Source organism: Streptomyces sp. NPDC090127 (assembly GCF_044746945.1).
In the GTDB taxonomy this organism is placed as follows: domain Bacteria; phylum Actinomycetota; class Actinomycetes; order Streptomycetales; family Streptomycetaceae; genus Streptomyces.
Genome location: NZ_JBIVDE010000011.1, coordinates 1 through 24661, shown reverse-complemented (window position 1 = coordinate 24661; position 24661 = coordinate 1). Strand labels below are relative to the sequence as shown.

The following is a 24661-nucleotide window of genomic DNA, read 5'->3' as shown; positions in this document are numbered from 1 at the left end:
CCGTCAGTTCAGGGTGAGCCGCGGCTTCGGGGCGTCCGTGCGGCCGGCCGGGGGTGTGCGGCTGCCCGCGCGGTACGGGGCGGGCCAGGGCGCCGCAGGGCCCTGGTAGTTCTGCTCGGCCGCCGCGTGCAGGGTCCAGTGCGGGTCGTACAGGTGGGGGCGGGCCAGGGCGCAGAGGTCGGCGCGGCCGGCCAGGAGCAGGGAGTTCACGTCGTCCCAGGAGGAGATCGCGCCGACCGCGACGACCGGGACACCGAGCGCGCCTCGGATCCGTTCGGCGTACGGGGTCTGGTAGGAGCGGCCGTACTCGGGGCGTTCGTCGGGGACGACCTGGCCGGTGGAGACGTCGAGGGCGTCGGCGCCGTGGGCGACGAAGGCGCGCGCGATCTCGACGGAGTCCTCCGGTGTGGTCCCGCCGTCCGCCCAGTCGGTCGCGGAGAGGCGCACGGTCATCGGGCGGTCCTCGGGCCACACCTCCCGTACGGCGTCGAAGACCTCGAGCGGGAAGCGGAGGCGGTTCTCCAGCGGGCCGCCGTAGGCGTCGTCCCGGTGGTTGGTCAGCGGGGAGAGGAAGCCGGAGAGCAGGTAGCCGTGGGCGCAGTGCAGTTCGAGGAGGTCGAAGTCGCAGCCGGCGGCGCGCCGGGCGGCGGCGGCGAACTCCTCGCGCACGGCCGTCATGCCCGCCCGGTCCAGGGCGCGCGGGACCTGGTTGACGCCGGGGCGGTAGGGCAGCGGCGAGGCGGCCGTGAGCGGCCAGTTGCCCTCGGGGAGCGGCTGGTCGATCCCCTCCCACATGCGGCGGGTGGAGCCCTTGCGGCCGGAGTGGCCGAGCTGGACGCCGATCGCGGTGCCGGGGGCCTGCGTGTGGACGAAGGCGGTGACCCGGCTCCAGGCGGCGGCCTGTTCGTCGGTCCACAGGCCGGTGCAGGCGGGGGTGATGCGGCCCTCGGGGCTCACGCAGACCATCTCGGTCATGACGAGCCCGGCGCCGCCGAGCGCCCGCGCGCCCAGGTGGACGAGGTGGAAGTCGCCGGGGAGGCCGTCCTCGGCGACGTACATGTCCATGGGCGAGACCACGACCCTGTTGCGCAGGGTCAGCCCGCGCAGTCGGAAGGGGGTGAACATCGGCGGGGTGCCCGGCGGGCAGCCGAAGTCGCGCTCCACGGAGTCGGTGAACCGGGGGTCGCGCAGCCGCAGATTGTCGTGGGTGACGCGGCGGCTGCGGGTGAGGAGGTTGAAGGCGAACTGGCGGGGCGGCTGGTCGAGATGGCCGTCGATCTCCTCGAACCAGCGCAGGCTGGCGGCCGCCGCGCGCTGGGTGGACTCCACGACCGGCCTGCGCTCGGCCTCGTACGCCGTCAACGCCTCGGCGATCGTGGGCTGTTCCTCGACGCAGGCGGCGAGCGCGAGGGCGTCCTCGACGGCGAGCTTGGTGCCGGAGCCGATGGAGAAGTGCGCGGTGTGGGCGGCGTCTCCGAGCAGGACGGTGGTGCCGTGGGACCAGCGGGCGTTGACGACCGTGCGGAAGGCGGTCCAGGTGGAGCGGTGGGAGCGCAGGGGCCGGCCGCCGAGGACGTCGGCGAAGAGCTTGGCGCAGCGTGCGGTGGACTCGGTCGCGTCCAGCTCGTCGAATCCGGCGGCCCGCCAGACCTCCTCGCGCATCTCGACGATGACGGTGGAGGCTCCGAGCGGATACGGCGATCCGGCGGGCCCCGTCGAGGGCCGGTGGTCGGGTGCCGGGCCGGCGGAGAAGGGGTAGCCGTGGAGCTGCATCACGCCGTGCTCGGTCTCGGCGATCTCGAAGCGGAAGGCGTCGAGGGCGAAGTCGGCGGCGAGCCAGATGTAGCGGCAGCGGTGGGTGGTGACCTGGGGGCGGAAGACGTCCGCGTGGGCCTCGCGGGTCGCGCTGTGGACGCCGTCGGCGGCGATGACGAGGTCGTGGTCGGCGGCCAGCTCGGCGGCGGGCGGGGCCTCGGTGCGGAAGTTGAGCCGTACGCCGAGTCCGGCGCAGCGGTCGTGCAGGATCTCCAGGAGCCGGCGGCGGCCGAGGGCGGCGAAACCGTGGCCGGTGGAGGTGAGGAGATGCCCGCGGTGGCCGACGTGGACGTCGTCCCACCGCACGAACTCGTTCTGCAGGGCCCGGTACACGACGGGGTCGGCGTGCTCGATGCCGCCGAGGGTCTCGTCGGAGAGGACGACACCGAAGCCGAAGGTGTCGTCGGGGGCGTTGCGCTCCCAGACGGTGACCTCGCGGGCGGGGTCGAGCCGCTTGAGCAGGGCCGCGGCGTAGAGCCCGCCGGGACCCCCGCCGACGACGGCGATCCGGAGGGGTGCGGCGGGGGCCGGCCGGGCCCCGGTCGCGGGCACGGTCAGCGCCCCCGCCACTTCGGGGCGCGTTTCTCGGTGAAGGCGGCGTGGAACTCGGCGTAGTCCTCGCCGTTCATCAGCAGCGCCTGGGTGGCGGCGTCCAGCTCGACGGAGGCGGCGAGCGGCATGTCGAGCTCGACGGTGAGCAGGGCCTTGGTCTGGGCGTGGGCGAGGGCCGGTCCGTCGGCGAGGCGGCGCGCGAGCGCGGCGGCGCGGGCCGGGGCGGCGCCCTCCTCGGTGAGCTCGCTGAGCAGGCCGATGCGTTCCGCCTCGGGCGCGTGGACCGGTTCGCCGAGCATGAGGAGGCGGGTCGCGTGGCCGAGGCCGACGACCCGGGGCAGCAGGTACGCCGCGCCCATGTCGCCGCCGGAGAGACCGACGCGGGTGAAGAGGAAGGCGAACCGGGCGGTCGGGTCGGCGATCCGGAAGTCGGCGGCGAGGGCCAGCACGGCTCCCGCGCCGGCCGCGACACCGTGGACGGCGGCGATCACGGGGAAGGGGCACTCGCGGATCGCGCGGACCACCTGGCCGGTCATCCGGTTGAAGTCGAGCAGTTGGGCGGTGTCCAGGGCGAGCGTGGCGCCGATGATCTCGTCGACGTCTCCGCCGGAGCAGAAGCCGCGCCCCTCGCCGCCGAGGACGAGGGCGCGGACGGCCCGCTCTCGGGAGAGCTCGGCGAGCAGGTCGCGCAGGTCGGCGTAGGCGCCGAAAGTGAGCGCGTTGAGCTTCTCGGGGCGGTCGAGGGTGACGGTGGCGACGCCGTCGTCGACGGTCAGGCGCAGATGCCGCCAGCGCTCGGTGCGGGGTGCGGAGCCGGTAAAGGGGCTCATGGGCGACGCCCTCCCTTCCTCCTCACCGGAGCGTATCACTGCATCGTGACTGTCGTCACGAGTACGCGATATGCCGGGGCGCGGGTGCCGCCGGCCGGTGTGGGGCGCCGCCGGCCGGTGTGGGGCGCGCCGCCGGCCGGTGCGGGGCCGAAGGTCCCGGCGCCTTGGGGCCGCCGGGCCCCGCCACGAAGGAGGGGGTGCCCATGAATGGCGCCGGGGCGCTTCGTAGGGTGGAAAGCAGGACGTCCCGGGACACCCCTCCCCCCTCCCCCAGCCCTCGGCGAACGGACCCTGCCATGGTCGAAGCACCCGATGCCCCCGCCCGCACCTCGTGGCGCATCGAGCTTCCGCACACCACCGCGGCGGTGCCGCTGGCGCGCGCCCTGGTCCGCACCGCCCTGGTGGAGCTGGCCGCGCCCGCCGACAGCGACACCGCCGAGCTGCTGACCGCCGAGCTCGTCGCCAACGCCGTGGAGCACACGGACGACGGGGACCCCATCGAGCTGGTCGTCGAGCTGATGCCGGGCGCCTGCCAGGTCGAGGTGCACGACCGGCACCCGGTCGGCCCGCACGAGCTGATCGGCACCGGGCCGGTCGAGATGCCCGACCCCTGGCAGGAGCACGGCCGCGGACTGCTCCTCATCCGCGCGCTCAGCAGCGACTGCGGCCACCGCCCCACCGCGCACGGCAAGGCGGTCTGGTTCACCCTTCCCGCGGTGCCGGCGCAGCGTCGGCCGGGGCGCTGAGGGCGAGCCGCGAGTTGCGGCGCCCGTAGAACGTGTAGACGAGCGCGCCGACGGCCAGGAAGACCACGAACTGGACCCAGGTCGCCCAGCCCGTGCCCCAGATCAGGTAGAGGCAGAAGCCGACCCCGAGGATCGGGCTGAGCGGATGGAGCGGCACCCGGAAGGAGCGCGGCAGCTCCGGGTCGCGGCGCCGCAGCACGATCACCGCGATGTTGACGACGGCCATGACGGCCAGGGTGCCGATGGTCGTCAGGCCGACCACCACGTCGAGCGAGGCGAACGCGGCGGGGACCGCGAAGACGGCCGCCACGATCCAGGTGTTGGCCACGGGCGTCGCGCTCTTCGGCGAGACCCGCTCGAAGACCCGGGGGACGAGCCCGTCGCGGGACATCGACATCAGGATGCGGGTCTGCCCGTACATCACCGCGAGGACGACGGAGGCGATCGCGACCACCGCGCCGAAGGCGATGATCCCGCCACCGATGGAGGACCCGGTGACCTGGTCGACGACGAGCGAGAGCGCGGCCGGCCTGTCGGCGACGGCGTCGGCGCCGAGCGCGCCGATCGCGGAGAGCGCGACCGCGCAGTAGAGCAGCGTGACGACGCCGATGCAGACGAGGATGGCGATCGGGATGTTGCGGCGGGGGTTCTTGACCTCCTCGCCGGCGGTGGTGATCGCGTCGAAACCGATGTACGAGAAGAACGCCACGGAGGCCCCCGCGGTGATCCCGGCCGCGCCGTGCGTGGCGAACGGCGCGAGGTTGCCGTCCTCGAAGGCGGTGAAGCCGATCACGCAGAAGAGGACCAGGATCCCGAGCTTGAGCACGGCCATCGCGGCCGTCGCCCGGGCGCTCTCACGGACCCCGCGCACCAGCAGCACGGCGGCGAGCGCGATGACGACGACGGCGGGCAGGTTGATCACGCCGCCGTCGCCGGGTCCGGCGGAGAGCGCCTCCGGCAGGCGCAGCCCGACGAGGCTGTCGAGGAGCTCGTTCAGGTACTGGCTCCAGCCGACCGCGACCGCGGAGACCGAGACGCCGTACTCCAGGAGCAGGCACCAGCCGACGAGGAAGGCGGCCCGCTCGCCGAGACTCGCGTACGCGAAGGAGTAGGAGGAACCGGAGACCGGGATCGCACCGCCCAGCTCGGCGAAGGAGAAGGCGGTGAAGACGCAGGTGATCGCGGCGAGGACGAAGGAGACCACGACGGCGGGGCCGGCCTCGGCGACACTGTCGGAGAGCCCGACGAAGATCCCGGTGCCGACGATCGCGCCGACGCCGAAGCACACGAGCTGGAAGAGGCCCATGGTGCGCTTGAGGCCATGGCCTTCCAGGTCCGCGCCGGATTCGGCGATCAGCTGCTGGGGGGATTTGATCCGCGGCGCGGACGGGGACATGCGGGGGTACTCATCTCTGGTCGCACGGGGAGCGGGTCGAACAGGGCAGGCGGGGCCCGGACGCGCGAGAGGGGTCCGAGCGTGCGAGCTCGAACCCCACCTTTCGACCGATGGTAACCATCGGGCCACATATCCACCCAATCGGGCGTATCGCTATTCCAGGGGCTGCGCGGCGCCGCCCTGCGCGGATCCCCCGGGGGCCATCGTGGCGACGAGGACCGCCTTGATCGTGTGCATCCGGTTCTCGGCCTCGTCGAAGACGACGGAGTGCTCCGACTCGAAGACCTCGTCGGAGACCTCCAGCTCGGTCAGCCCGTGCCGGGCGTGGATGTCACGGCCGAGAGCCGTGCCGAGGTCGTGGAAGGCCGGCAGGCAGTGCAGGAACTTCACGGCCGGGTTGCCGGTGGCGCGCAGGACGTCCATGGTCACGGCGTACGGCACGAGGTCGGCGATCCGCTCGTCCCAGACCTCCTTGGGCTCCCCCATGGAGACCCAGACGTCGGTGGCGACGAAGTCCGCGCCCCGGACCCCCTCGGCGACGTCCTCGGTGAGGGTGATCGTCGCGCCGCTGGTCGCCGCGAGGGCGCGCGCCGCGGAGACGATCGCCTCGGCGGGCCAGTACGCCCGGGGGGCCACGATCCGGACGTCCATGCCGAGGAGGGCGCCGGTGACGAGGTAGGAGTTGCCCATGTTGAAGCGGGCGTCGCCGAGGTAGGCGAAAGCGAGCGCGTCGAGCGGCTTGTCCGTGTGCTCGGTCATGGTGAGCACGTCGGCGAGCATCTGGGTGGGGTGCCAGTCGTCCGTGAGGCCGTTGAACACCGGGACGCCGGCGTGCGCGGCGAGCGCCTCGACCTTGGCCTGGCTGTCGCCGCGGTACTCGATGGCGTCGAACATCCGGCCGAGGACCCGGGCGGTGTCCTTGACCGACTCCTTGTGGCCCATCTGCGAGCCGGAGGGGTCCAGGTAGGTGGTGGAGGCGCCCTGGTCGGCGGCGGCGACCTCGAAGGCGCAGCGGGTCCGGGTGGAGGTCTTCTCGAAGATCAGAGCGATGTTCCGGCCCCGCAGCCGCTGGACCTCGGTGCCCGCCTTCTTGGCCGCCTTCAGCTCGGCGGCCAGGTCGATCAGACCGCGGAACTCCTCGGCGGTGAAGTCCAGCTCCTTGAGGAAGTGGCGGCCGATGAGGTCGGTGGCCATGGGGCGCTCCTGGATACGGTCGGGGACGGCGGCGGACATGTCAGCGGGGCTGCGCACTGGAAGTCTATACGTAATCCAGTATGGCTATACAGTGAGCCCGCCCACTTGTTCGCCCCGGCCGCCCCGCCCGGTGTCGACCTCACGCGCCGCTCCTCACGCCACCGGCCCTCACCCGGCGTCGGTCACACGGCGTCGCGTTCCACCGGGCAGCTCATGCAGCGCGGGCCGCCCCTCCCCCGGCCGAGCTCGCTGCCCGGGATCTCGATCACCTCGATGCCCTGCTTGCGCAGATGGGTGTTGGTGGTCGCGTTCCGCTCGTACGCCACGACCACGCCCGGCTCGACGGCGAGGACGTTGCAGCCGTCGTCCCACTGCTCGCGCTCCGCCGCGTGGACGTCCTGCGTCGCGGTGAGCACCCGGATGTCCTGGAGGCCGAGCGCGGCGGCGATCGCGCTGTGCATGTGCTCCGGCGGATGGTCGGTGACCCGAAGGGACTGGCCCTCGTCGCCCGGTTCGATCGTGTACGAGCGGAGCATGCCCAGCCCCGCGTACTGGGTGAAGGTGTCGTGGTCGACCATGGTCATCACCGTGTCCAGGTGCATGAACGCCCGGCGCTTGGGCATGTCGAGGGCGACGATCGTCCGGGCGGAGCCGGCCGCGAACATCCCCCGGGCCAGCATCTCCACCGCCTGCGGGGTCGTCCGCTCACTCATTCCGATCAGGACGGCGCCGTTGCCGATGACGAGGACGTCGCCGCCCTCGATGGTGGACGGGTAGTCGGCCTGCCCCTCGGACCAGAGGTGGAAGTTGCCCGCCTCGGGGCCGGTGAAGAGGGGGTGGTGCTTGTAGATCGCCTCGAAGTGGACGGTCTCGCGCCGGCGGGCGGGCCAGCGCATCGCGTTGATGGAGACGCCGTCGTAGATCCAGGCGGAGGTGTCCCGGGTGAAGATGTGGTTCGGCAGCGGCCTGAGCACGAAGTCGTCCAGGTCCATGACGTGGAAGCGGACCGACGTCGGCTCGCGGTGGGCCGCCAGGAACTCCCGCTTCGTCGCGCCGCCGACCAGCGCCTCGGTGAGCGTGGCCGCGTCCAGCGAGTCGAAGGCCGCGCGGAGGTGGTCGGCGGCGAGGGGCCCGTACTCCTTCTCGTCGAAGACGCGGTCGAGGACGAGTTTGCGGGCGGCGGGCAGGGCGAGGGTCTCGGCGAGGAGATCCCCGAAGAGATGGACCTCGACGCCCCGGTCGCGCAGGACGTCGGCGAAGCCGTCGTGCTCCTGGCGGGCGCGGCGCACCCAGAGCACGTCGTCGAAGAGGAGAGCGTCCTTGTTGGACGGTGTCAGCCGCTTCAGCTCCAGATCGGGCCGGTGCAGTATGACGCGGCGGAGCCGCCCGGTCTCGGAATCGACATGGAATCCCATGCGCCCATCCTGACGGAGCCGGGCGGCTCGCGCGTGGTTCTCCGAACACGACGAGCCGCCCGTCACGCGCGGGCTCCCACCACGACGAGCCGCCCGTCACGCGCGGGGGGCTCCGTCACAGACGCGGGTCCACCGGCTCCGACTCCAGGGCCAGGACGGCGAAGACGGCCTCGTGCACCCGCCAGAGCGGCTCGCCCGCGGCAAGCCGGTCCAGCGCCTCCAGGCCCAGCGCGAACTCACGGAGCGCCAGCGAGCGCTTGTGGCCGAGGAAACGGTTGCGCAGCCGCTCCAGGTTCTGCGGGCGGGTGTACTCCGGGCCGTAGATGATCCGCAGGTACTCGCGGCCGCGGACCTTCACGCCCGGCTGGACGAGCCGGCCGCCGGAGCCGCGGACCAGCGCGGCGAGCGGCTTGACGACCATGCCCTCGCCGCCTGCCCCGGTCATCTCCAGCCACCAGTCGACACCGGCGCGTACGGATTCCTCGTCCCCGGTGTCGACGATCAGCCGACGCGTGACCTGGAGCAGCCCGGTCGGGTCGGCGTCCACCAGGCGGTCGAGCAGGCCCAGCTGCTGGTCGTGCGGGACGTCCGCCAGCGAATGGCCGCGCGCGGCGAGCACCTGGAACGGCGCGAAGCGCACGCCGTCGAGCCCCTGCGTCGGCCAGCAGTAGCGACGGTAGGCCTCGGTGAACGCCTCGGCGTCCTCGGCCCGTTCCCGCTGCTTGGCCAGGAGCGCGTCCACGCCCGCGAGCCCGCGCGCCGCCGCCTGCTCCAGCGCGCCGAGCGCGCCGGGGAAGACGGCGCGGGAGGCCGCGCCGACGGCCGCGTACTGCGAGCGGAGCAGCCCGGCCGACTTCAGCGACCAGGGCATGAGCTCGCCGTCGAGCAGCAGCCAGTCCGTGTCGAGCTCCTCCCACAGCCCGGCGGCGGTGATCGCCGTCCGCAGCCGCGCGAGGACCTCCTCGGTCACCTCCCGATCGCCGAAGAAGGGCCGCCCGGTGCGGGTGTGCAGCGCCCCGGTGGGGCCGTCGACCCCGAACCGCTCGCGCGCGGCGTCCGCGTCGCGGCAGATCAGCGCGACCGCCCGCGAGCCCATGTGCTTCTCCTCGCACACGACCCGCCCGACTCCGTCCGCCCTGTACTGCGCGAACGCCTCGGCGGGGTGCTCCAGGTAGCCGTCCTGCCTCGAGGTCGCCGTCGGCGCCATCGTCGGCGGCAGGTAGCCGAGCAGCCGCGGGTCGACCGCGAACCGGCTCATGACTTCGAGCGCGGCCGCCGCGTTCTCCTCGCGGACGGACACGTTGCCCATCTGCCTGGTCTCCACGATCCGGCGTCCGTGCACGTCGGCGAGGTCCAGCGGACGCCCCTCGTGGCCACCGGGCGCGTCGGTGACGAGCGGCCTGGCCGGCTCGTACCAGACCTTCTCCGCCGGTACGTCGACGAGTTCGCGCTCCGGCCAGCGCAGCGCGGTCATCTTCCCGCCGAAGACGGCGCCGGTGTCCAGACAGATGGTGTTGTTGACCCAGGAGGTGTTCGGGACGGGGGTGTGGCCGTAGACGACGGTGGCGCGGCCCCGGTAGTCCTCGGCCCACGGGTAGCGGACGGGCAGCCCGAACTCGTCGGTCTCTCCCGTGGTGTCCCCGTACAGCGCGTGCGAGCGCACCCGGCCGGAGGTCCGGCCGTGGTACTTCTCCGGCAGACCGGCGTGGCAGACCACGAGCTTGCCCTCGTCGAGGACGTAGTGGCTGACGAGGCCGTCGATGAAGGCGCCCACCTCGGCGCGGAACTCCTCGCTCTCGCCGCCCAGTTGCTCGATGGTCTCGGCGAGGCCGTGGGTCTCCTGGACCTTGCGGCCCTTGAGCCACCGGCCGAGCTTGTTCTCGTGGTTGCCGGGCACGCAGAGCGCGTCGCCGGCCGCGACCATGGACATCACGCGGCGCAGGACGCCGGGGCTGTCCGGGCCCCGGTCGACGAGGTCGCCGACGAAGACCGCCGTACGGCCCTCGGGGTGGTGGCCGTCGACGTAACCGAGCTTTCCGAGCAGGGTCTCCAGCTCGGAGCGGCAGCCGTGGATGTCACCGATGATGTCGAAGGGACCGGTGAGGTGGCGCAGGTCGTTGAACCGCTTCTCCAGGACGACCTGGGCGGCCTCCACCTCCTCGACGCTCCGCAGCACGTGCACCTTGCGGAAGCCTTCGCGCTCCAGGCCGCGCAGCGAGCGCCGCAGTTCGCGGCGGTGGCGCTGGACGACGTGACGGGGCAGGTCGGCGCGGTCAGGGCGGGCCGCGTTGCGGGCCTGGCAGATCTCCTCGGGCGGGTCGAGCACGATCGCGATCGGCAGGACGTCGTACTGCCGGGCCAGCTGGACGAGCTGCCGCCGGGCCTCCTGCTGGACGTTGGTGGCGTCGACGACGGTCAGCCGGCCCGCCTCCAGGCGCTTGCCCGCGATGTAGTGCAGGACGTCGAAGGCGTCCTTGCTGGCGCTCTGGTCGTTCTCGTCGTCGGCGACCAGGCCCCGGCAGAAGTCGGAGGAGATGACCTCGGTGGGCTTGAAGTGGCGGCGCGCGAAGGTGGACTTGCCGGAGCCGCTCGCGCCGATCAGGACCACGAGGGCCAGGTCGGTCACCGGCAGCCGGCGAACACCGGCGCCCCGGCCGGTGGACTCGGCGGGCGCGGTCGGCCCGGTCGGCCGGGTGGGCTCGATCGGCTCGGTGGGCCCGGTCGACCCGGTCGGCCGGGTGGGCGCGGTCGGCTCGGTGGGCCGGGTGCGCCCGGTGGGCCCGATCGGCTCGGTCGGCGCGATCGACTCGGTCGCGCGGCTGGGCTCGGTGCGCCCGGTGGGCTCGGTCGACTCGTGGGACCCGGTGGTCATGCCTGTTCCTCCTTCGGGGTCGTGGTGGTCCGCTGGGTGAAGACGGCCATCTGGGTGGGCGGGCCGACCTCGGGGTCGTCGGGGCCGACGGGCGTGAACTCGACGCCGTACCCGTACTGTTCGGCGACGCGGTCGGCCCAGCCGCGGAACTCCTCACGGGTCCACTCGAAGCGGTGGTCGCTGTGCCGCACGTGCCCGGCCGGGAGCGACTCCCAGCGGACGTTGTACTCGACGTTCGGCGTGGTCACCAGGACCGTCCGGGGGCGCGCCGAGCCGAACACCGCGTACTCGAGCGCGGGCAGCCGCTCCAGGTCGAGGTGCTCGACGACCTCGCTCAGGACCGCCGCGTCGTAGCCGGTGAGCCGCTTGTCGGTGTACGCGAGCGAGCCCTGGATCAGCTTCACCCGGCCGGCCTGCCGCTCGCCGAGCCGGTCGAGGCGCAACCGCCGCCCGGCGACCGTCAGGGCCCGCACGGACACGTCGACGCCGACGATGTCGGTGAAGCGCACGTCCTTGAGCAGCGCCTGCACCAACTGCCCCTGCCCACAGCCGAGATCGAGCACACGGGCCGCGTCGGCGGCGCGCAGCGCGGCGAGGATCGCCGCACGGCGCTGCTCGGCGAGCGGCACCGGCTTCTCCGCCGTGCCGGCCGCCCCGTCGACGGAGACGGAGACGGAGGGAGAGACGGCGCCGTTGCTTTCGTCGCTGTCGTTGGTGCCGTCGACGTCCTCGCCGTCCTCGACGGCGTTGTCCAGGTCTTCGGCGTCGAGCCCGTCGCTCTCGGCGAGTCGCGCCAGCTCCAGGCGCTCCATGGCCTCCCGCGTCAGGCCCCGGCGGCGGGCGAGGTAGCGGCTCATGATCAGCTGCTGCTCGGGGTGGTCGGCCAGCCAGCCGTCACCGGCCCGCAGCAGCTTGTCGACCTCGTCGGGCGAGACCCAGTAGTGCTTGGCGTCGTCGAGGACGGGCAGCAGGACGTACAGCTGGTTCAGCGCGTCGGCGAGCCGCAGCTCCCCTTCGAGGACGAGGCGGACGTACCGCGAGTCGCCCCACTCCGGGAACGCCGTGTCCAGCGTCACCGGCACGGCCTCGACCGTGTCCCAGCCGAGCGGACGGAAGAGCGTGCGGACGAGGTCGGCTCCGCCGCGCGCGGGGAGCGCCGGGACCTCGATGCGCAGCGGCAGGGGCGCGGCCGCCCGCTCGGGCTTCGCCTTGCAGGCGCCGTGCAGGGCGCTCTTGAAGACGGTGGCGAGGGCGACGGCGAGCAGCGAGGACGCGGCGTAGGGCCGGTCGTTCACGTACTGCGCGAGCGCGGAGTCGGGGGCGCCGCCCCGGCCCTTGCCCCTGCCGCGCCGCACCAGACCGATGGGGTCGACCTCCAGGAGGAGGGCGGCCGTGCACCGCTCGGCGGTGGCCTCGGGGTAGAGGACGTGCGCCGTGCCGTGCGAGGTCGAGAACGTCTGCGCGTTGTCGGGATGCTTGTGCAGCAGGAAGCCCAGATCGGTCGCGGGACGTTCGGGGGTGCCGGTGGTACTGATCGTCAGGAACACGCGTCCGAGTATGACCCGGTGCCCCCGCTCCGACCAGGCATTTTCACGTGCCCCGGTACTCCACCGGCTCGTCGTCGGGGTCGTCGTCGCGGTAGCGGGCGAGGCGCTCGGTGAGTACCGCGGGGTCCTCGTCGCCGACGGTGGCCAGCAGGGCGTAGAACGGCACCTCGCCGACGCCGTTGCGAAGGGTCGGCTGGTGGACGAACGGCCGCTCCAGGTAGATGTTCTTCTCCACCTCCTCCCTGGGGATCCCTTCGGCCGCCCTGCGGTAGGTCCAGGCGCCGTGGCGGTGGCGGACGGCGACCTCGCCGACGTACCAGACCGCGCCCTGGACGAAGGCCGAGTCCTCGGCGGCCCTGAACGCCGCCTTGGTGCCGAACCGTTCGGTCGTGAGTCGCCCGAGGGTCTCCAGCGACTCCGGGGAGAAGTCCCAGGCCCCCGCGTCGGTGCGGGTCGCGGCCGTCCACGCGGGGAAGCTGTCGCGGCGTTCGGTGAGCCAGCGCGCGAGCCAGGGGTGCGGGGCGCCGGGGGCCGTCGGATCCAGGCCGGGTGTCGGCTCCTTGACCGGCTTCCAGCCGGGCTCGCGCGCGCGGCGGGCGGCGACCGCCGCGTGCAGTCGGTCGGCGGCCTCGGTGAAGGCACCGGGCTCGGCCCGCTCCTGCGCGGCGATGATCAGCTCCAGCGGGTCGATCGCGGCCGGGGCGCCGAGACCGGGGTCGGGCAGGACGACCGGCCGGCCCTCGCGCCATCCCCAGCGGCCGCCGCCGACCGCCATCAGCGCCTCGCCGAGGTAGGCCATCGCCCCTTGGAGGAAGTCCTCGGACTCGGGCGTGCCTTCGGGCCGGTACGCGAACACGAGGGCGTCCTCCAGGAGCCGTAGCGACTCCGCGGACAGGTCCGGGTGGAACTCCTCCGGGGTGTACCAGGTGTCCAGCCGCATCACGCGCGCCGGTACGTCGTCGATCCAGGCGGCCACCTGCCCGCCCTGCTCGCCCTGTTCTCCCTGCCCGCCTTGCCCGCCCGGCTCGTCCGCGGTGTCGTCCGTCGCCCCGTTCGTATGGTCTGACATGCCCGCCACTCTAGACAGCGGGTGGCCGTGGGAGGTGAACTGGCGGGGCGGGCAAGCGAGTTACGTCGCAGAACCTTGGCGTGTCCCTGCCAGAATCTTCACATCACTCCTCCTATGGTGAGTCCCCAACAGGTCACTTCCACGGGGGCCGTGGCCTGTACGCGTCCGCGCGCGACCGACGAGGCGGACACCCACCATCGACCCGTGGCCCCCTGACCATGGGACCGTCACCTTGACCACCGCCATATCGCGGCGCTCCAGCTGGTTCGGCCGTGCGGCCGTCCTCGCCCTGGGCGTCGGCATCCTCTCCGGCGGTCTGCCGCTCCTGGACAACGTCCAGGAGGCCGCGGCCGCCGCCAAGCGCTGTACCGAGATGTACCAGACGCCGAACCAGGCTCCCCGCCTGGGAAGCCTGCCCGGCTTCAAACCCGCGGGGAAGTACCAGTGGCGCACTCTCGGGGACACCAGGCGCACGTACTCCTTCGACAATCCGCGCAAGAGCCTCTCCGGTCTCGACCTGCCCAGCCCCGAGAAGCTGGACAAGATCGTGGGCGACCCGAGCAAGTACCCCAACGCCTCGCCCGAGCACGCCTGGGCGTACTGGAAGCAGAACCAGGCGGGGACGCGGCCCTATCCGGGCACCTTCAACGAGTACGTGAACAGCTTCTACGTGAACGGTGAGGCCAACAGCCGGGGCGGTAACGCCTACGAGCGCGAGGTCGCCCGGTACTTCAAGCTCGGCGGACAGAACTGGTACTGCCAGTACTCGATGGCCGAGGAGATGCCCGAGCTCTTCCAGGAACTGGTCGAGGAGCTGGGCGAGGACAACGTCAAGAAGGACCGTCGCTTCGACGCCATCAAGACCACCGGCCGCGACAAGGTCATCTACGAGTTCAAGTCCGGCACCAAGCAGATCGACAGCAAGCAGCTGCTCGTGGACAAGGCCCTGGCCAAGCGCGGCTACCGGGTCGTGTACGTCTTCGGCGAGCCGCCGACCAAGGCCGTCGAGGCGCGGCTGCGGGCGCACGGCGTCTCCTGGTACCAGCACCGTGCGGTGCCGGACGCCAAGTACACCCCGCACCCCCAGTACACGCGCAAGGACCCGGCCTTCAGCGGCAAGACCTGCCCCACCACCCTGGCCTCGGCCAAGGCGGCCGGCTGCGGCAGCTCCCGGGGCGCGGCCAACGACTTCGCCCGCAACTCCGGTCGGACGAAGGAAGAGGCCCAGCGCCGCCAGGCGGCCGCCCGGCAGGCGCCCGGCGCGCCCTTCCGGATGCGTGGGCCGGGTGGCATCGACTTCACCACCATGGAACTGCGGTACATCACCGAGCCCGTCAAGGGCGAGGGCATGGACTACGGCTTCAAGGCCCGGATGAACGACGACGAGGACGAGAACCCCTCGTGGGGCGGCGGGGCGAAGATCGACCTCTCCTCGGACGCCATGTTCACGTGGCTGGCGCTCCACCCCAACCGGTTCTGGGTGAACCTCAACCCCGACCAGCCGGACCAGGTCACCGACGACAAGCTCGCCAAGACCGACGCGGGCCGGATCCTGCTGGAGGCCGACCTGGAGATGAAGCACGACCTGGCCCGGGTGATGGTCCCGGACAACCCGGTCGGCAACCGGCTGTGGGACTCCTTCCAGCACGTCAACGGGGCCCCCTGCTGGAAGACGTACCGCTACTACATCGAGCCGGCTCCGGCGCAGGTCCGCGAGGAGGACGGCAAGCTCTACATCCTCGACGCGCCGATGGACGTCAAGGCCGCGAAGATCGACTTCGACGAGGGCTTCAAGTGCAAGCAGCCCGAGGCCGTCCAGGAGTACAACTTCCGGCAGATCCAGCAGATCGCGATCCCCGAGGTGGAGAAGCTCGTCAACACCGCGCCTCAGTACGCCGATCTGCGCAGCGTCTACACCTCCCGGATCGCCGCGGAGTGGATCAAGCAGCGCGACGCGGTGAAGCCCGGTGACTTCCACCAGATCATCGGCTCGGACGACGCGAGCGCGTGGCCCGCGCGCACGAAGTGGGACCGCGACAAGATCTACGCGGACTACATGAAGTCGTACCGCGAGGGCGACTTCCACTTCAAGCGGGAGTACCCGCAGGACGGCTCGGTCCTGGAGTTCTCCTTCTACCTGGGTGGCGTGGACTTCTCCAAGCAGCCCAAGCAGAACATCCCGAAGGCGCGCTTCGAGGCCGAGAACCCGGAGATGCCCGACACGGTGAACGCGGCCGTGAAGTCGACCACCGCCTACGCCGACACCGACACCGCCTTCCTCGGCGGCAACAACACCGGCAAGGACTCCGGCTCCACCGACCCCACGCCGACGCCCACCCCGTCCGACCCCGGCGACCCCGGCGACCCCGATCCGACCGACCCGCCGTCGACCCCGGCACCGAGCCCGTCGACGCCGGGCAACGGCAACGGCAGCGGCGGTCAGACCCCGCCGGCGAAGGACCCTGACGGCGGCCTCGCCGACACGGGCTCCGACACGCCCGTGGGGCTGCTCGTGGGGCTGGCCGCCGTCCTCGCGGCGGCGGGCGCGGCCCTGGTCTGGTGGAAGCGCCGCCGTACGGCGACCGACGGCTGACGCACCCGCCTCCGGGCACCGTCCTCTCGGCCCCGTACCCGCACCGGGTGCGGGGCCGAGTCACGCCGCTCGCGCCCCCGCACGGCGGCGGTCTCCCCGTCACCGCAGAGGGCGGTCGCCCGTCACCGCGCCCGGGACGCCAGCGCGGCGGACAGGGCCGCGACACGGTCCGGTCCCACGCGGCAGCAGCCGCCGAGCAGACGGGCCCCGGCCGCGGGCCAGTGGCTCATCCGCCCCGGGTCGAAGGAGCCGGTGCCGCGCCAGGCACGGGCTCCGGCGTCCCACTCCTCCCCGCTGTTGGGGTAGACGACGACCGGCCCGCCCGTCACTTCGGCGGCGATCTCCACGGCCCGCGCCGCGTCCGCCGGCTCACAGCAGTTCACCCCGACGGCGATCACCTGGTCGTTCCCCGCCACGAGCCCGAACGCCTCGCTCAGCCCCTGCCCGGCCCGGGTCCGCTCCCCCGCGACGGTGAACGAGAGCCAGACCGGCACCCCGCACCCCTCGACGGCCCGCAGCAGCGCCTCCGCCTCGACCGTGTCCGGCACCGTCTCCAGCGCCAGCACGTCCGGCGCGGCCGCCGCGAGCGCCTCGACCCGGGGCCGGTGGAACCGCTCCAGCTCGCGCACGGTGAGGCCGTAGCGGCCGCGGTACTCGCTGCCGTCGGCGAGCATCGCTCCGTACGGCCCCACCGACGCGGCCACCCAGACCGGCGCCGCCGCGCCCTCCGCCGCCGCCCGGGCCAGCTCCACGCTCCGCCCGAGCAGCCGCGCCGTCTCCGCCCGGGCGACACCACGCCGGGCGAAGCCCTCGAAGGTGGCTTGGTAGCTCCCGGTGATCAGCACCCGTGCGCCCGCCCGCACATAGGCGGTGTGGGCCGCCCCGATCTGCTCGGGCCCGTCGGCGAGCAGCCGCGCCGACCAGAGCTCGTCGCCCAGGTCGCAGCCCTGGGCCTCCAGCTGGTGGGCGAGCCCGCCGTCGAGGACGAGCACCTCGCGGTCGAGCGCCTCGGCGAGGGTGGGGACGGGCCTCATCGGTGCGCCTCCGCTCAGCCGAGCTGAGCCTGGACCTGGGCGGAGATCAGCTCCAGGTGGTCCAGGTCGTCCAGGTCGAGCACCTGGAGATAGATCCTGGACGCCCCGATCGCCGCGTACCGCCCGATCTTGTCGACGACCTCGGCCGGCGAGCCGGCCAGCCCGTTCGCCTTCAGCTCCGCCACCTCACGCCCGATGGCCGCCGCGCGGCGGGCCACCTCGGCGTCGTCCTTGCCGACGCAGACCACCAGGGCGTTGGAGTACACCAGCTCGTCGGCCCGGCGTCCGGCGGCCTCGGCGGCGGCCCGGACGCGCCCGAACTGCGCCTCGCTGTCCTCCAGCGAGGCGAAGGGGATGTTGAACTCGTCGGCGTACCGCGCGGCCAGCCGCGGCGTCCGGGTCGCCCCGTGCCCGCCGACCAGCACCGGGATCCGCTCCTGCGCCGGCTTGGGGAGCGCGGGCGAGTCGGTGAGCTGGTAGAACTCGCCGTCGAAGGAGAACTTCTCGCCGAGCGCGGTGCCCCACAGGCCCGTGACGATCGCCAGCTGCTCCTCCAGTCGGCCGAACTTCTCCTTGGGGAACGGGATCCCGTACGCCCGGTGCTCCTCCTCGAACCAGCCCGCCCCCAGGCCCAGTTCGACCCGGCCGCCGGACATCCGGTCGACCTGGGCGACCTGGATGGCCAGGACGCCGGGGAGCCGGAACGTACCGGCGGTCATCAGCGTGCCGAGTCGGATCCGGCGGGTCTCCCGGGCCAGCCCGGCGAGCGTGATCCAGGCGTCGGTCGGCCCGGGCAGCCCGTCGGCGGAGCCCATGCTGACGTAGTGGTCGGACCGGAAGAAGGCGTCGAAACCGAGGTCCTCGGTGGCCTTGGCGACCGTGAGCAGGGTGTCGTAGTCCGCCCCTTGCTGGGGCTCGGTGAAGATTCGAAGATCCATGCCTCCATCCTGCACCTCCGGGCGGCCGTCAACCTCCCCGTCAGCCGCACGGCCGCTCCGGCCCGGTCGGGTGAATATCCCGCCCCCTGGCGGGGCGCGGCCCGGCTGCCCAGTGACCGTGGCCCGGCGCACGTCGTTGGCTCGGGCGGAGCCGGACCGCCCGGCGCCCGCGTGCCGGCGGCCGCTGCCGGTGCGTCGTTCTCCCGTGTGGCCCCTCCCCCCGGGGGAAGGGCCAGGGCCGAGGAGGCCGCCATGTCCCAGGAAGCCGCGCCCGAAAGGGCGATGCCCGAGCAGCCGGTGCAGCAGTCCGTGCCCGAGCAGAAGGGCTCCGGCGCCCCCAAGGGCCTGCTGCAGCAGATGGAGGAGCTGATGGAGGCGCTCACCGCCGACCTGTCGCGGCTCGACGCCGACCTTCAGTCCTCGACCGACCGGCTGGAGACGGGCGCGCGCGACGAGCCTCGCGCGGACTGACCCCGCCCCGGCCGCCCGCGGGCGACTCATGACGACCCCGCCCGGCCCCGGGCGGCATCGGGCGGCCGGTCCCGCTCCCGCACCGCGAGCCTGCGCAGCATCCCGCGCACCCGGTCGTTCGACTCGTCGGCGGCGTCGATGGCCTCGATGCACTGCCAGTACAGCCCCTCCTCGTCGGTCGCGCAGGCCACGCCGACCAGCGCGATCCCCACTTCCCCCAGCAGCGCCCCGAGCGCGGTCAACGCCACGCGCGGATTGACCACTTCGGTGAGCTGGGCGGCCCTCGGCCCGGCCGCCGCCCCGAGGACGGGGTGGTCGGTGACGACCCCGAGCCCGCCGACGATCTCGCTCAGCCCCCGCGCCTCGCTCCGCACCTCCTGCGGGCCGCAGAGGGCCAGATGACTCCCTATCGCCTGTGCGAGGGCCTGGGCCTGCCAGGCCTCCGCCAGGATGTCCCACGCCGTGTCGCTCCGTGCGAGCGCGTTCCGGCCTGTCGCGATCAGTCGCTCCGCTTCCATGGACGCCGCCCCCGTTCATACGACTTACTGCCCACTGACTCCATTACCCAGCGTGAAGGTGCCTGAGCCCAAACTCCAGAGGAATTCGGAAATCTGTGGACAGGAAGCTCGATGGGGAAATCCCGATCACTCCGAAGAGTGACGAAAACCGTTTTCGATCCGGGGGGCGTCAGCTGCTCCCGTTCCGGCGGCCCGGGGGCGTCAGCTGCTCCCGTTCCGGCCCGGGGGTCGTGCGGCGGGGAAGCGGAGTTCGTTCCTGTCGATCTTCGCCGCCAGCGCGGCGAGCGGATCGACGCCCAACGCCCCGCAGAACTGCAGCAGATACGCCAGCACGTCCGCGACCTCGTCCTCGACCCGGTGCGCGGACTCCGGCTCGTCCATCACCCGCTCCGCCTGCTCGGGTGTCAACCACTGGAAGATCTCGAGGAGTTCGGCCGCCTCGACGCTGAGCGCCGCCGCCAGGTTCTTCGGGGTGTGGAACGGCTGCCACTCCCGCGCGGCCGCGAAGTCGGCCAGCCTGCGCTGCAATCCCGCTACATCCAGTTCACTCACGCCCCAGGTCTACCACCGACACCCCCGGTGTCTCACGCGCGTGTCCCGCCGCCGGCTCCCCCACCGCGCCGACGAGCCGGATGTGCCCGTCGGCGCAGATGTCGGCGGCGAGGCCGAACAGCGCGCGCAGCTGCGGCCCGTCGAGCGACCGGTCGAGTCCGTCGGCGAGGACGGTCAGCGTCCGCATCGCGGCGGGCACCTCGCCGAGCTGGTCCATGGCGAGCACCCCGGGCCCGGTGAGGAGGACCAGCGCGAGCGCGAGATAGCGCAGCTCGCCGTCGCCCAGCCGACCGAGCGGCGTGGCGAAGGACGCCCGGCGCGGCGCCGGCACCACCGCACCCCCGGCCCGCTCCGCACCCCCGGGCCACTCCGCTCTCCCGGGCCACTCCGCTCTCCCGGGCCACGCCGAGGAGCCCGCCGGGCCCGGCCGCGTGGCGCCTCCCGGTTCGCGTTCGAGCAGCGCCCGTACGGTCGCGTCGGGCAGTTCCTCCGCCCGCAGACCGGTCACGACGCCCGCGCAGCCGGCGTTCGCCGCGGCCACGAGCCGGGCATGGCGGCGCGCGCACTCGGCGGCGGTGCGGTGCAGCACCTCGGCCAGGTTGTCGCAGCCTCGCCGCAGCCGCCCCTCCCCGATCGGCACCGGCCCCCGCATCCGGGCGGGCCGGGGATCGCAGGGGAACACCGAGCGCAGCGCCACCACGACCTGCTCGGCCGCAGCCAGCACCTCCAGCTGCCCCGGGGTCTTGCCGGCCACCCGCAGCGGCAGCAGCGCGGTGCCGAGGAGGTCGTCGGGGAAGGGCGCGCGGGTGACGGGGGTGGTGCCGGCCGTGTGCCATTCGGCCTGGACGGTGCTGCGGCCCGGGTCGCGGAGCGCGGTGGTGAGCAGCGTACGGCCACGGCAGGTGAGCCGTTCGCCGACGATACGGAGTGTGGGTTCGGCCTGGACCGCGAGGTCGAGGCGGACGGGTCCGGCGGGTCCGTCGACGGTGCAGCCGATCCGGAAGCCACGCCTGCCCTCCGCGTCGGGGCGGGCCCGTTCGGGCACACAGGCGACGGCGTCGGGGAACGCGGTGGCCAGGTCCTCGCCCGCGCCTAGCCGGGCGAGCGCCTCGTAGGCCCGCAGGGCGCTGGACTTTCCGCTGCCGCTCGCCCCGGTGAAGAGCGTCACGGGGCCGAGCGGGTGGACGGCGGCGCGGTGGGTGGCGAAGGCGGAGAGCCGGAGTTCGGTGACGGCGGGGCGGGCGGGACGGCGCGCGGAGGAGGCCACCTGGCCACCCACGGCCGCGCCACGCGCCTCACCGCCGCCGCCGGTCGCGCCACGCGCCTCGCCGCCGCCGGTCGCGCCACGCGCCTCGCCGCCACCACCGGCCGGTGCCCGTTCCCCGGCGGGGCCGCGTAAGGGCGCCCGCACCGGGGCCGTACGCGCGCGGGCAGCGGCGGCGGGCGAGGCGAGCGAGGGGTAGAAGCCGGAGACGGAATCGGGCGTGGGGCCGCCGGTGGGGTCCATGATCGGACCGTACGCAGAGCCGTGGATGACGAACCGTTACGCCCTGTCCATCTTCCTACGATCGGGGGACGATCACCTCGGTCGCGTCGTCCCCGTCCTCCGCGTCCGCCGCGTCGGACGTGCCCTCGACCTCCGTACCCGCCGGGGCGAGCAGGAAGACGTTGCGGTCGACGCGATGCATGCCGCTGCCGAGACCGAACACGACGCCACTGCTGAAGTCCAGGATGCGCTTGGCGACGTCGGTGTCGGCGCTGGTCAGGTCGAGGAGGACCGGGATCCGGGCGACGAGGTACTCGGCGACCTCGCGGGCGTCGGCGAAGACCTGCACGCGCAGGACGACCATGCGGCGCTGCTCGGCCGCCTCGTACGGGTCGGCCATCGCGCGGTGGTCGATCCTGGACGGCCATTCGTCACGGCCGCGCAGGGGGACGACCTGGGCGAGGCCCTCCCACTGCTCGTCGGTGACGTCGTACCTCTCGTACCTACTCATGCGCCCATCCTCCCGTTTCTCACCCGTTCGGCCCAACACCGACACGAGGGGACTCCGACCGGTCCCGCCGAGGGGTCGTCCGCGACCCGTCAGCGTTCCCTCCACAGACGTCAACACCCCCCCAGGGACGTCAGCGTTCGACCGGCAGCCCGCGCGGTTCCTTGACCCGCTTCATGATGATCTGCGAGTTGACCTCCGTGACGCCCGCGAGCGAGGTCAGCCGCTCGATCCAGAGGCGTTCGTACGCGGCGAGGTCGGCGACCGCGATCCGCAGGAGGCAGCCGGGGCTGCCGAAGAGGCGGTAGGCCTCGACGACGTCCGGGATGTCCTGCAGGGCGGCCTCGAAGGCCTCGACGGTCTCGCGGTCGCGCCGGACCTCGATCGAGACGAGGACCTCGAAGCCGCGTCCGACGGCCGAGGGGTCGATCACGGCGCGGTACCCCTGGATCACCCCGTCGTCCTCCAGCTGGCGCACGCGCCGCAGGCAGGCGGAGGCGCTGAGGCCGATGCGCTGGGCGAGCTCCAGATTGGTCAGCCGGCCGTCGTCCTGAAGCTCGCGCAAGATACTGCGGTCGATCCGGTCCATGGCGCAATTATGCACAGCGGAATTCATGGTTCCGGCCGCGAACTCGCAATCACCTTGCCCACCAGCTGACCTATCGTTGCGAAGGCGACGACCTTCGATCTCCGGGACAGACAGCCATGCAGTGGACACGCGACGACCGGCCCCGCCGGATCACCCTCATCAGCACGGGCGGCACCATAGCCAGCCGCTGGCAGGGCACCGGCTACGCCGCCGACGCGTCCGGGGACGACGTCCTGGCCACCTCGGCGCTGCCCGAGGGCGTGACGGTCGAGGTCGTCGACCTGTTCAACGTCAACAGCTCCCGGATGACCTCGGCGCGGCAGCTCACCCTGCTGCGCGCGGTCCACGCGGCGCTCGCCGACCCCGGCGTGGACGGCGTCGTGGTCACGCACGGCACGGACACCCTGGAGGAGTCCGCCTTCTTCCTGGACCTGCACCACGCGGACCCCCGTCCGGTCGTCTTCACCGGCGCCCAGCGCCCGCTCGGCACGGGGGACGGCGACGGCCCCGGCAACGTGTACGACGCCCTCCAGGTCGCCGCCTCGGTGCGCGACCTCGGCGTGCTCGTGGTCTTCGACGGCCGGGTGCACGCGGCGCGCGGCACGGTGAAGACGCAGACCCTCGCCGCGGACGCGTTCGCGGACCCCTCCGACACCGCGCTCGGGAAGGTCGGCTTCGGCAGCGTCCACATGCGCCGCACCCCGGACCGGCCCGCCCCGCTGCCGCTGCCCGCGGCCGACCCCGAGGCGGCGGACCTGCCCCGGGTCGACGTGGTCATGCACCACAGCGACGGCGACCCGCTGTTCCTGAACGCCTCCGTCGCGGCCGGCGCGGGCGGCGTCGTGCTCGTCGGCACGGGGGCGGGCAACGCCACCCCCGAGATCGCCACGGCCGTGGGCGCGGCCGTCGCCCAGGGCGCCCTGGTGGCCCTGAGCACGCGGGTCCCCTCCGGCCCGATCGCCGAGCTGTACACGGGCGGCGGCGCGGTGGACCTCGTGGCCGCCGGAGCCGTACCCGCCGGAACGCTGCGGGCGGGACAGACCCGGATGGCGGTCCTGGCGACCCTCCTCGCGGACGTCTCCCCGGAGCGTCGGCCCGCGCTGCTGCACACCCTGCTGAACGGCCCGGCCCGCCCGGAGCCCGCCCTGACGGCGTCCGGCTCCCGCTTCTCCGGCTCGTCCTGACTCCCCTTCGCAGGGCGGCGGGCCGGGATCACTCCCGTACGCAGTGGTGGCGTGACCGGTCGCGCGGGCGCGGGACACCCGGCCTCGGGGGTTCGACGGGTGGCTCGGCCGCCGGCGGTTGGACCGCTGGTGGCTGGACTCCCGGTCGCTGGACTGCCGGGGGCCGGCCCCTGGGTGGCTCGGCCGCGTGCCGGTGGATCGCGGCCAGCAGGGCCTCGACGTCGGCGGCGGAGTGCGAGAACGAGGTCACGAACCGGACGACGCCCGGCTCCCAGCGGTCGTGGTAGAAGGTGTAGCCGTCCGCGAGCAGCCCTTGGGTGACCTGGGGCGCGAGCACGCAGAAGACCAGGTTCATCCGGGGCTCCGCGCCGGGCAGTTCGACGCCCGGTACGCCCTCGAGTCCCTCCCGGAGGCGCGAGGCCAGGGCGTTCGCCCGGTGGGCGTTGCGCAGCCAGAGCCCGTCGGTCAGGTAGGCGGCGAGCTGCGCGGCGTGGAAGCGCGCCTTGGCGGCGAGTTGACCGGCGCGCTTCGCGCGGGCGGCCAGCTCGGCGGAGAGGGCCGGGTCGAAGGAGATGACCGCGTCGGCGGTCATCGTGCCGTTCTTGGTCGTACCGAACGACAGGACGTCCACGCCGGCTTTCCAGCTCATCTCCGCCGGGCTGACGTCGAGATGGCTCAGCGCGTTGGCGAAGCGCGCTCCGTCCATGTGGACGCCGAGCCCGGCGGCCTTGGCGATCAGGCAGAGCCTGCGGATCTCCTCGACCGTGTACGCGCCACCGGTCTCGGTGCCCTGACTGATGCTCAGCGCCGAGGGCTGCACGCTGTGCACGTCACCGGCGCGACGGCGGATCTCACGCAGCAGGGCCTCGGGGTCGACCTTGCTGTCGGCGCCGGGGACGGTGACGACCTTGGAACCGCCCGTGAAGAACTCGGCGGCCCCGCACTCGTCGTGGTGCACGTGGCTGCCGGAATGACACAGCACGCTTCCCCAGGGACGGGCGAGGGCGGCCAGGGCGAGGCCGTTGGCGGCAGTGCCGGAGGAGACCGGGAAGACGTCGAGATCCCGCTCGAAGACGTCCCTGAGCCGTCGGCGGGCGGCCTCCGTGTAGGGGTCGGCGCCGTACGGCATGGCGTGCCCCGCCGCGGCCGCCGCCACCGCCTCCCCGATCTCGGGAGAGGCGCCGAAGGTGTTGTCGCTCAGGAAGTTCCGGCCGACCGGACCGTGGTCACCGCCGGCGTCGGTGTCACGCATCCCGAGTCCAGGTGTCGTTGCCGGTGAGGAGGTGGGTGAGGTCGCCTTTGCCGTGTTGTTCGATGGCGGTGTCGAGTTGGTCGGCCATGAGGGTGTCGTA

The 24661-nt window shown here is 73.1% G+C and carries 20 protein-coding genes; 4 read left to right on the top strand and 16 right to left on the bottom strand.

All coding sequences use genetic code 11. The features are described 5' to 3' along the window. Nucleotides 1–3 precede the first annotated feature (3 nt). Both ACIPPS_RS31080 and ACIPPS_RS31075 read right to left on the bottom strand, forming a co-directional pair. Nucleotides 4–2367: a bifunctional salicylyl-CoA 5-hydroxylase/oxidoreductase gene (locus ACIPPS_RS31080; RefSeq protein ID WP_401439031.1), complete on the bottom strand. Its 2364-nt coding sequence runs from the start codon at nucleotides 2365–2367 to the stop codon at nucleotides 4–6. A 2-nt stretch (nucleotides 2368–2369) separates the two neighbouring features. Then, complete coding sequence (locus tag ACIPPS_RS31075) at nucleotides 2370–3197, bottom strand: enoyl-CoA hydratase family protein (protein WP_401439028.1); 828 nt, start codon at nucleotides 3195–3197, stop codon at nucleotides 2370–2372. A gap of 296 nt (nucleotides 3198–3493) precedes the next feature. Here ACIPPS_RS31075 and ACIPPS_RS31070 point away from each other — a divergent pair, with 296 nt between their 5' ends. Beyond that, the gene (locus tag ACIPPS_RS31070; RefSeq protein ID WP_401439025.1) at nucleotides 3494–3943 is read left to right on the top strand and encodes an ATP-binding protein; all 450 of its coding nucleotides are present in this window, start codon (nucleotides 3494–3496) and stop codon (nucleotides 3941–3943) included. Here ACIPPS_RS31070 and ACIPPS_RS31065 read toward each other — a convergent pair. The 6 genes from ACIPPS_RS31065 to ACIPPS_RS31040 form a co-directional block, all read right to left on the bottom strand. After that, nucleotides 3900–5339 (bottom strand): amino acid permease, encoded by a 1440-nt coding sequence (locus ACIPPS_RS31065; protein WP_401439022.1) that lies wholly within the window; start codon nucleotides 5337–5339, stop codon nucleotides 3900–3902. The two genes, ACIPPS_RS31070 and ACIPPS_RS31065, sit on opposite strands and share 44 nt — an antisense overlap. A gap of 153 nt (nucleotides 5340–5492) precedes the next feature. Beyond that, nucleotides 5493–6533, bottom strand: a complete 1041-nt coding sequence (gene argF / locus ACIPPS_RS31060; protein WP_401439258.1) for an ornithine carbamoyltransferase — start codon at nucleotides 6531–6533, stop codon at nucleotides 5493–5495. A gap of 182 nt (nucleotides 6534–6715) precedes the next feature. After that, nucleotides 6716–7948: an arginine deiminase gene (locus tag ACIPPS_RS31055; protein WP_401439019.1), complete on the bottom strand. Its 1233-nt coding sequence runs from the start codon at nucleotides 7946–7948 to the stop codon at nucleotides 6716–6718. Between the two features lie 115 nt (nucleotides 7949–8063). Beyond that, complete coding sequence (locus ACIPPS_RS31050) at nucleotides 8064–10820, bottom strand: polynucleotide kinase-phosphatase (protein ID WP_401439016.1); 2757 nt, start codon at nucleotides 10818–10820, stop codon at nucleotides 8064–8066. Then, nucleotides 10817–12367, bottom strand: a complete 1551-nt coding sequence (locus ACIPPS_RS31045; RefSeq protein WP_401439013.1) for a 3' terminal RNA ribose 2'-O-methyltransferase Hen1 — start codon at nucleotides 12365–12367, stop codon at nucleotides 10817–10819. The genes ACIPPS_RS31050 and ACIPPS_RS31045 overlap by 4 nt, the downstream gene beginning before the upstream one ends. A gap of 43 nt (nucleotides 12368–12410) precedes the next feature. Then, nucleotides 12411–13436: a hypothetical protein gene (locus ACIPPS_RS31040; protein ID WP_401439010.1), complete on the bottom strand. Its 1026-nt coding sequence runs from the start codon at nucleotides 13434–13436 to the stop codon at nucleotides 12411–12413. Nucleotides 13437–13668: 232 nt separating this feature from the next. Here ACIPPS_RS31040 and ACIPPS_RS31035 point away from each other — a divergent pair, with 232 nt between their 5' ends. Further along, nucleotides 13669–16029, top strand: coding sequence for an LPXTG cell wall anchor domain-containing protein (locus ACIPPS_RS31035; RefSeq protein ID WP_401439007.1), 2361 nt, complete (start codon nucleotides 13669–13671; stop codon nucleotides 16027–16029). 122 nt (nucleotides 16030–16151) lie between these two features. Here ACIPPS_RS31035 and mmuM read toward each other — a convergent pair whose 3' ends face one another. After that, nucleotides 16152–17063, bottom strand: coding sequence for a homocysteine S-methyltransferase (gene mmuM, locus ACIPPS_RS31030; protein WP_401439004.1), 912 nt, complete (start codon nucleotides 17061–17063; stop codon nucleotides 16152–16154). A 14-nt stretch (nucleotides 17064–17077) separates the two neighbouring features. Further along, nucleotides 17078–18001, bottom strand: a complete 924-nt coding sequence (locus ACIPPS_RS31025) for an LLM class F420-dependent oxidoreductase (protein ID WP_401439002.1) — start codon at nucleotides 17999–18001, stop codon at nucleotides 17078–17080. Between the two features lie 252 nt (nucleotides 18002–18253). Between ACIPPS_RS31025 and ACIPPS_RS31020 the strand changes: the two genes are divergently transcribed. After that, nucleotides 18254–18472, top strand: coding sequence for a hypothetical protein (locus tag ACIPPS_RS31020; protein ID WP_401439000.1), 219 nt, complete (start codon nucleotides 18254–18256; stop codon nucleotides 18470–18472). 26 nt (nucleotides 18473–18498) lie between these two features. Here ACIPPS_RS31020 and ACIPPS_RS31015 read toward each other — a convergent pair whose 3' ends face one another. The 5 genes from ACIPPS_RS31015 to ACIPPS_RS30995 all read right to left on the bottom strand — a co-directional run bounded on the left by ACIPPS_RS31015 (nucleotide 18499) and on the right by ACIPPS_RS30995 (nucleotide 22125). Further along, nucleotides 18499–18990, bottom strand: a complete 492-nt coding sequence (locus ACIPPS_RS31015) for a DUF6099 family protein (protein WP_401438997.1) — start codon at nucleotides 18988–18990, stop codon at nucleotides 18499–18501. Nucleotides 18991–19191: 201 nt separating this feature from the next. Continuing rightward, nucleotides 19192–19542, bottom strand: a complete 351-nt coding sequence (locus ACIPPS_RS31010) for a nucleotide pyrophosphohydrolase (RefSeq protein WP_401438995.1) — start codon at nucleotides 19540–19542, stop codon at nucleotides 19192–19194. Next, a complete protein-coding gene (locus ACIPPS_RS31005; RefSeq protein WP_401438993.1) occupies nucleotides 19535–21049 on the bottom strand; it encodes an ATP-binding protein in 1515 nt (504 codons plus the stop codon). The genes ACIPPS_RS31010 and ACIPPS_RS31005 overlap by 8 nt, the downstream gene beginning before the upstream one ends. A 55-nt stretch (nucleotides 21050–21104) precedes the next feature. Continuing rightward, nucleotides 21105–21539: a cell division protein SepF gene (locus ACIPPS_RS31000; RefSeq protein ID WP_401438991.1), complete on the bottom strand. Its 435-nt coding sequence runs from the start codon at nucleotides 21537–21539 to the stop codon at nucleotides 21105–21107. 130 nt (nucleotides 21540–21669) lie between these two features. Further along, on the bottom strand, nucleotides 21670–22125 hold the full coding sequence (locus tag ACIPPS_RS30995) for an Lrp/AsnC family transcriptional regulator (protein WP_401438988.1): 456 nt from the start codon (nucleotides 22123–22125) through the stop codon (nucleotides 21670–21672). Between the two features lie 116 nt (nucleotides 22126–22241). On the opposite strand from ACIPPS_RS30995, the gene ACIPPS_RS30990 reads away from it, so the two are divergent. Continuing rightward, nucleotides 22242–23309 (top strand): asparaginase, encoded by a 1068-nt coding sequence (locus ACIPPS_RS30990; protein ID WP_401438986.1) that lies wholly within the window; start codon nucleotides 22242–22244, stop codon nucleotides 23307–23309. Nucleotides 23310–23337: 28 nt separating this feature from the next. Here the strand turns inward: ACIPPS_RS30990 and ACIPPS_RS30985 are convergent, their stop codons facing one another. Then, a complete protein-coding gene (locus tag ACIPPS_RS30985; protein ID WP_401438983.1) occupies nucleotides 23338–24561 on the bottom strand; it encodes a threonine aldolase family protein in 1224 nt (407 codons plus the stop codon). Between the last annotated feature and the right edge of the window lie 100 nt (nucleotides 24562–24661).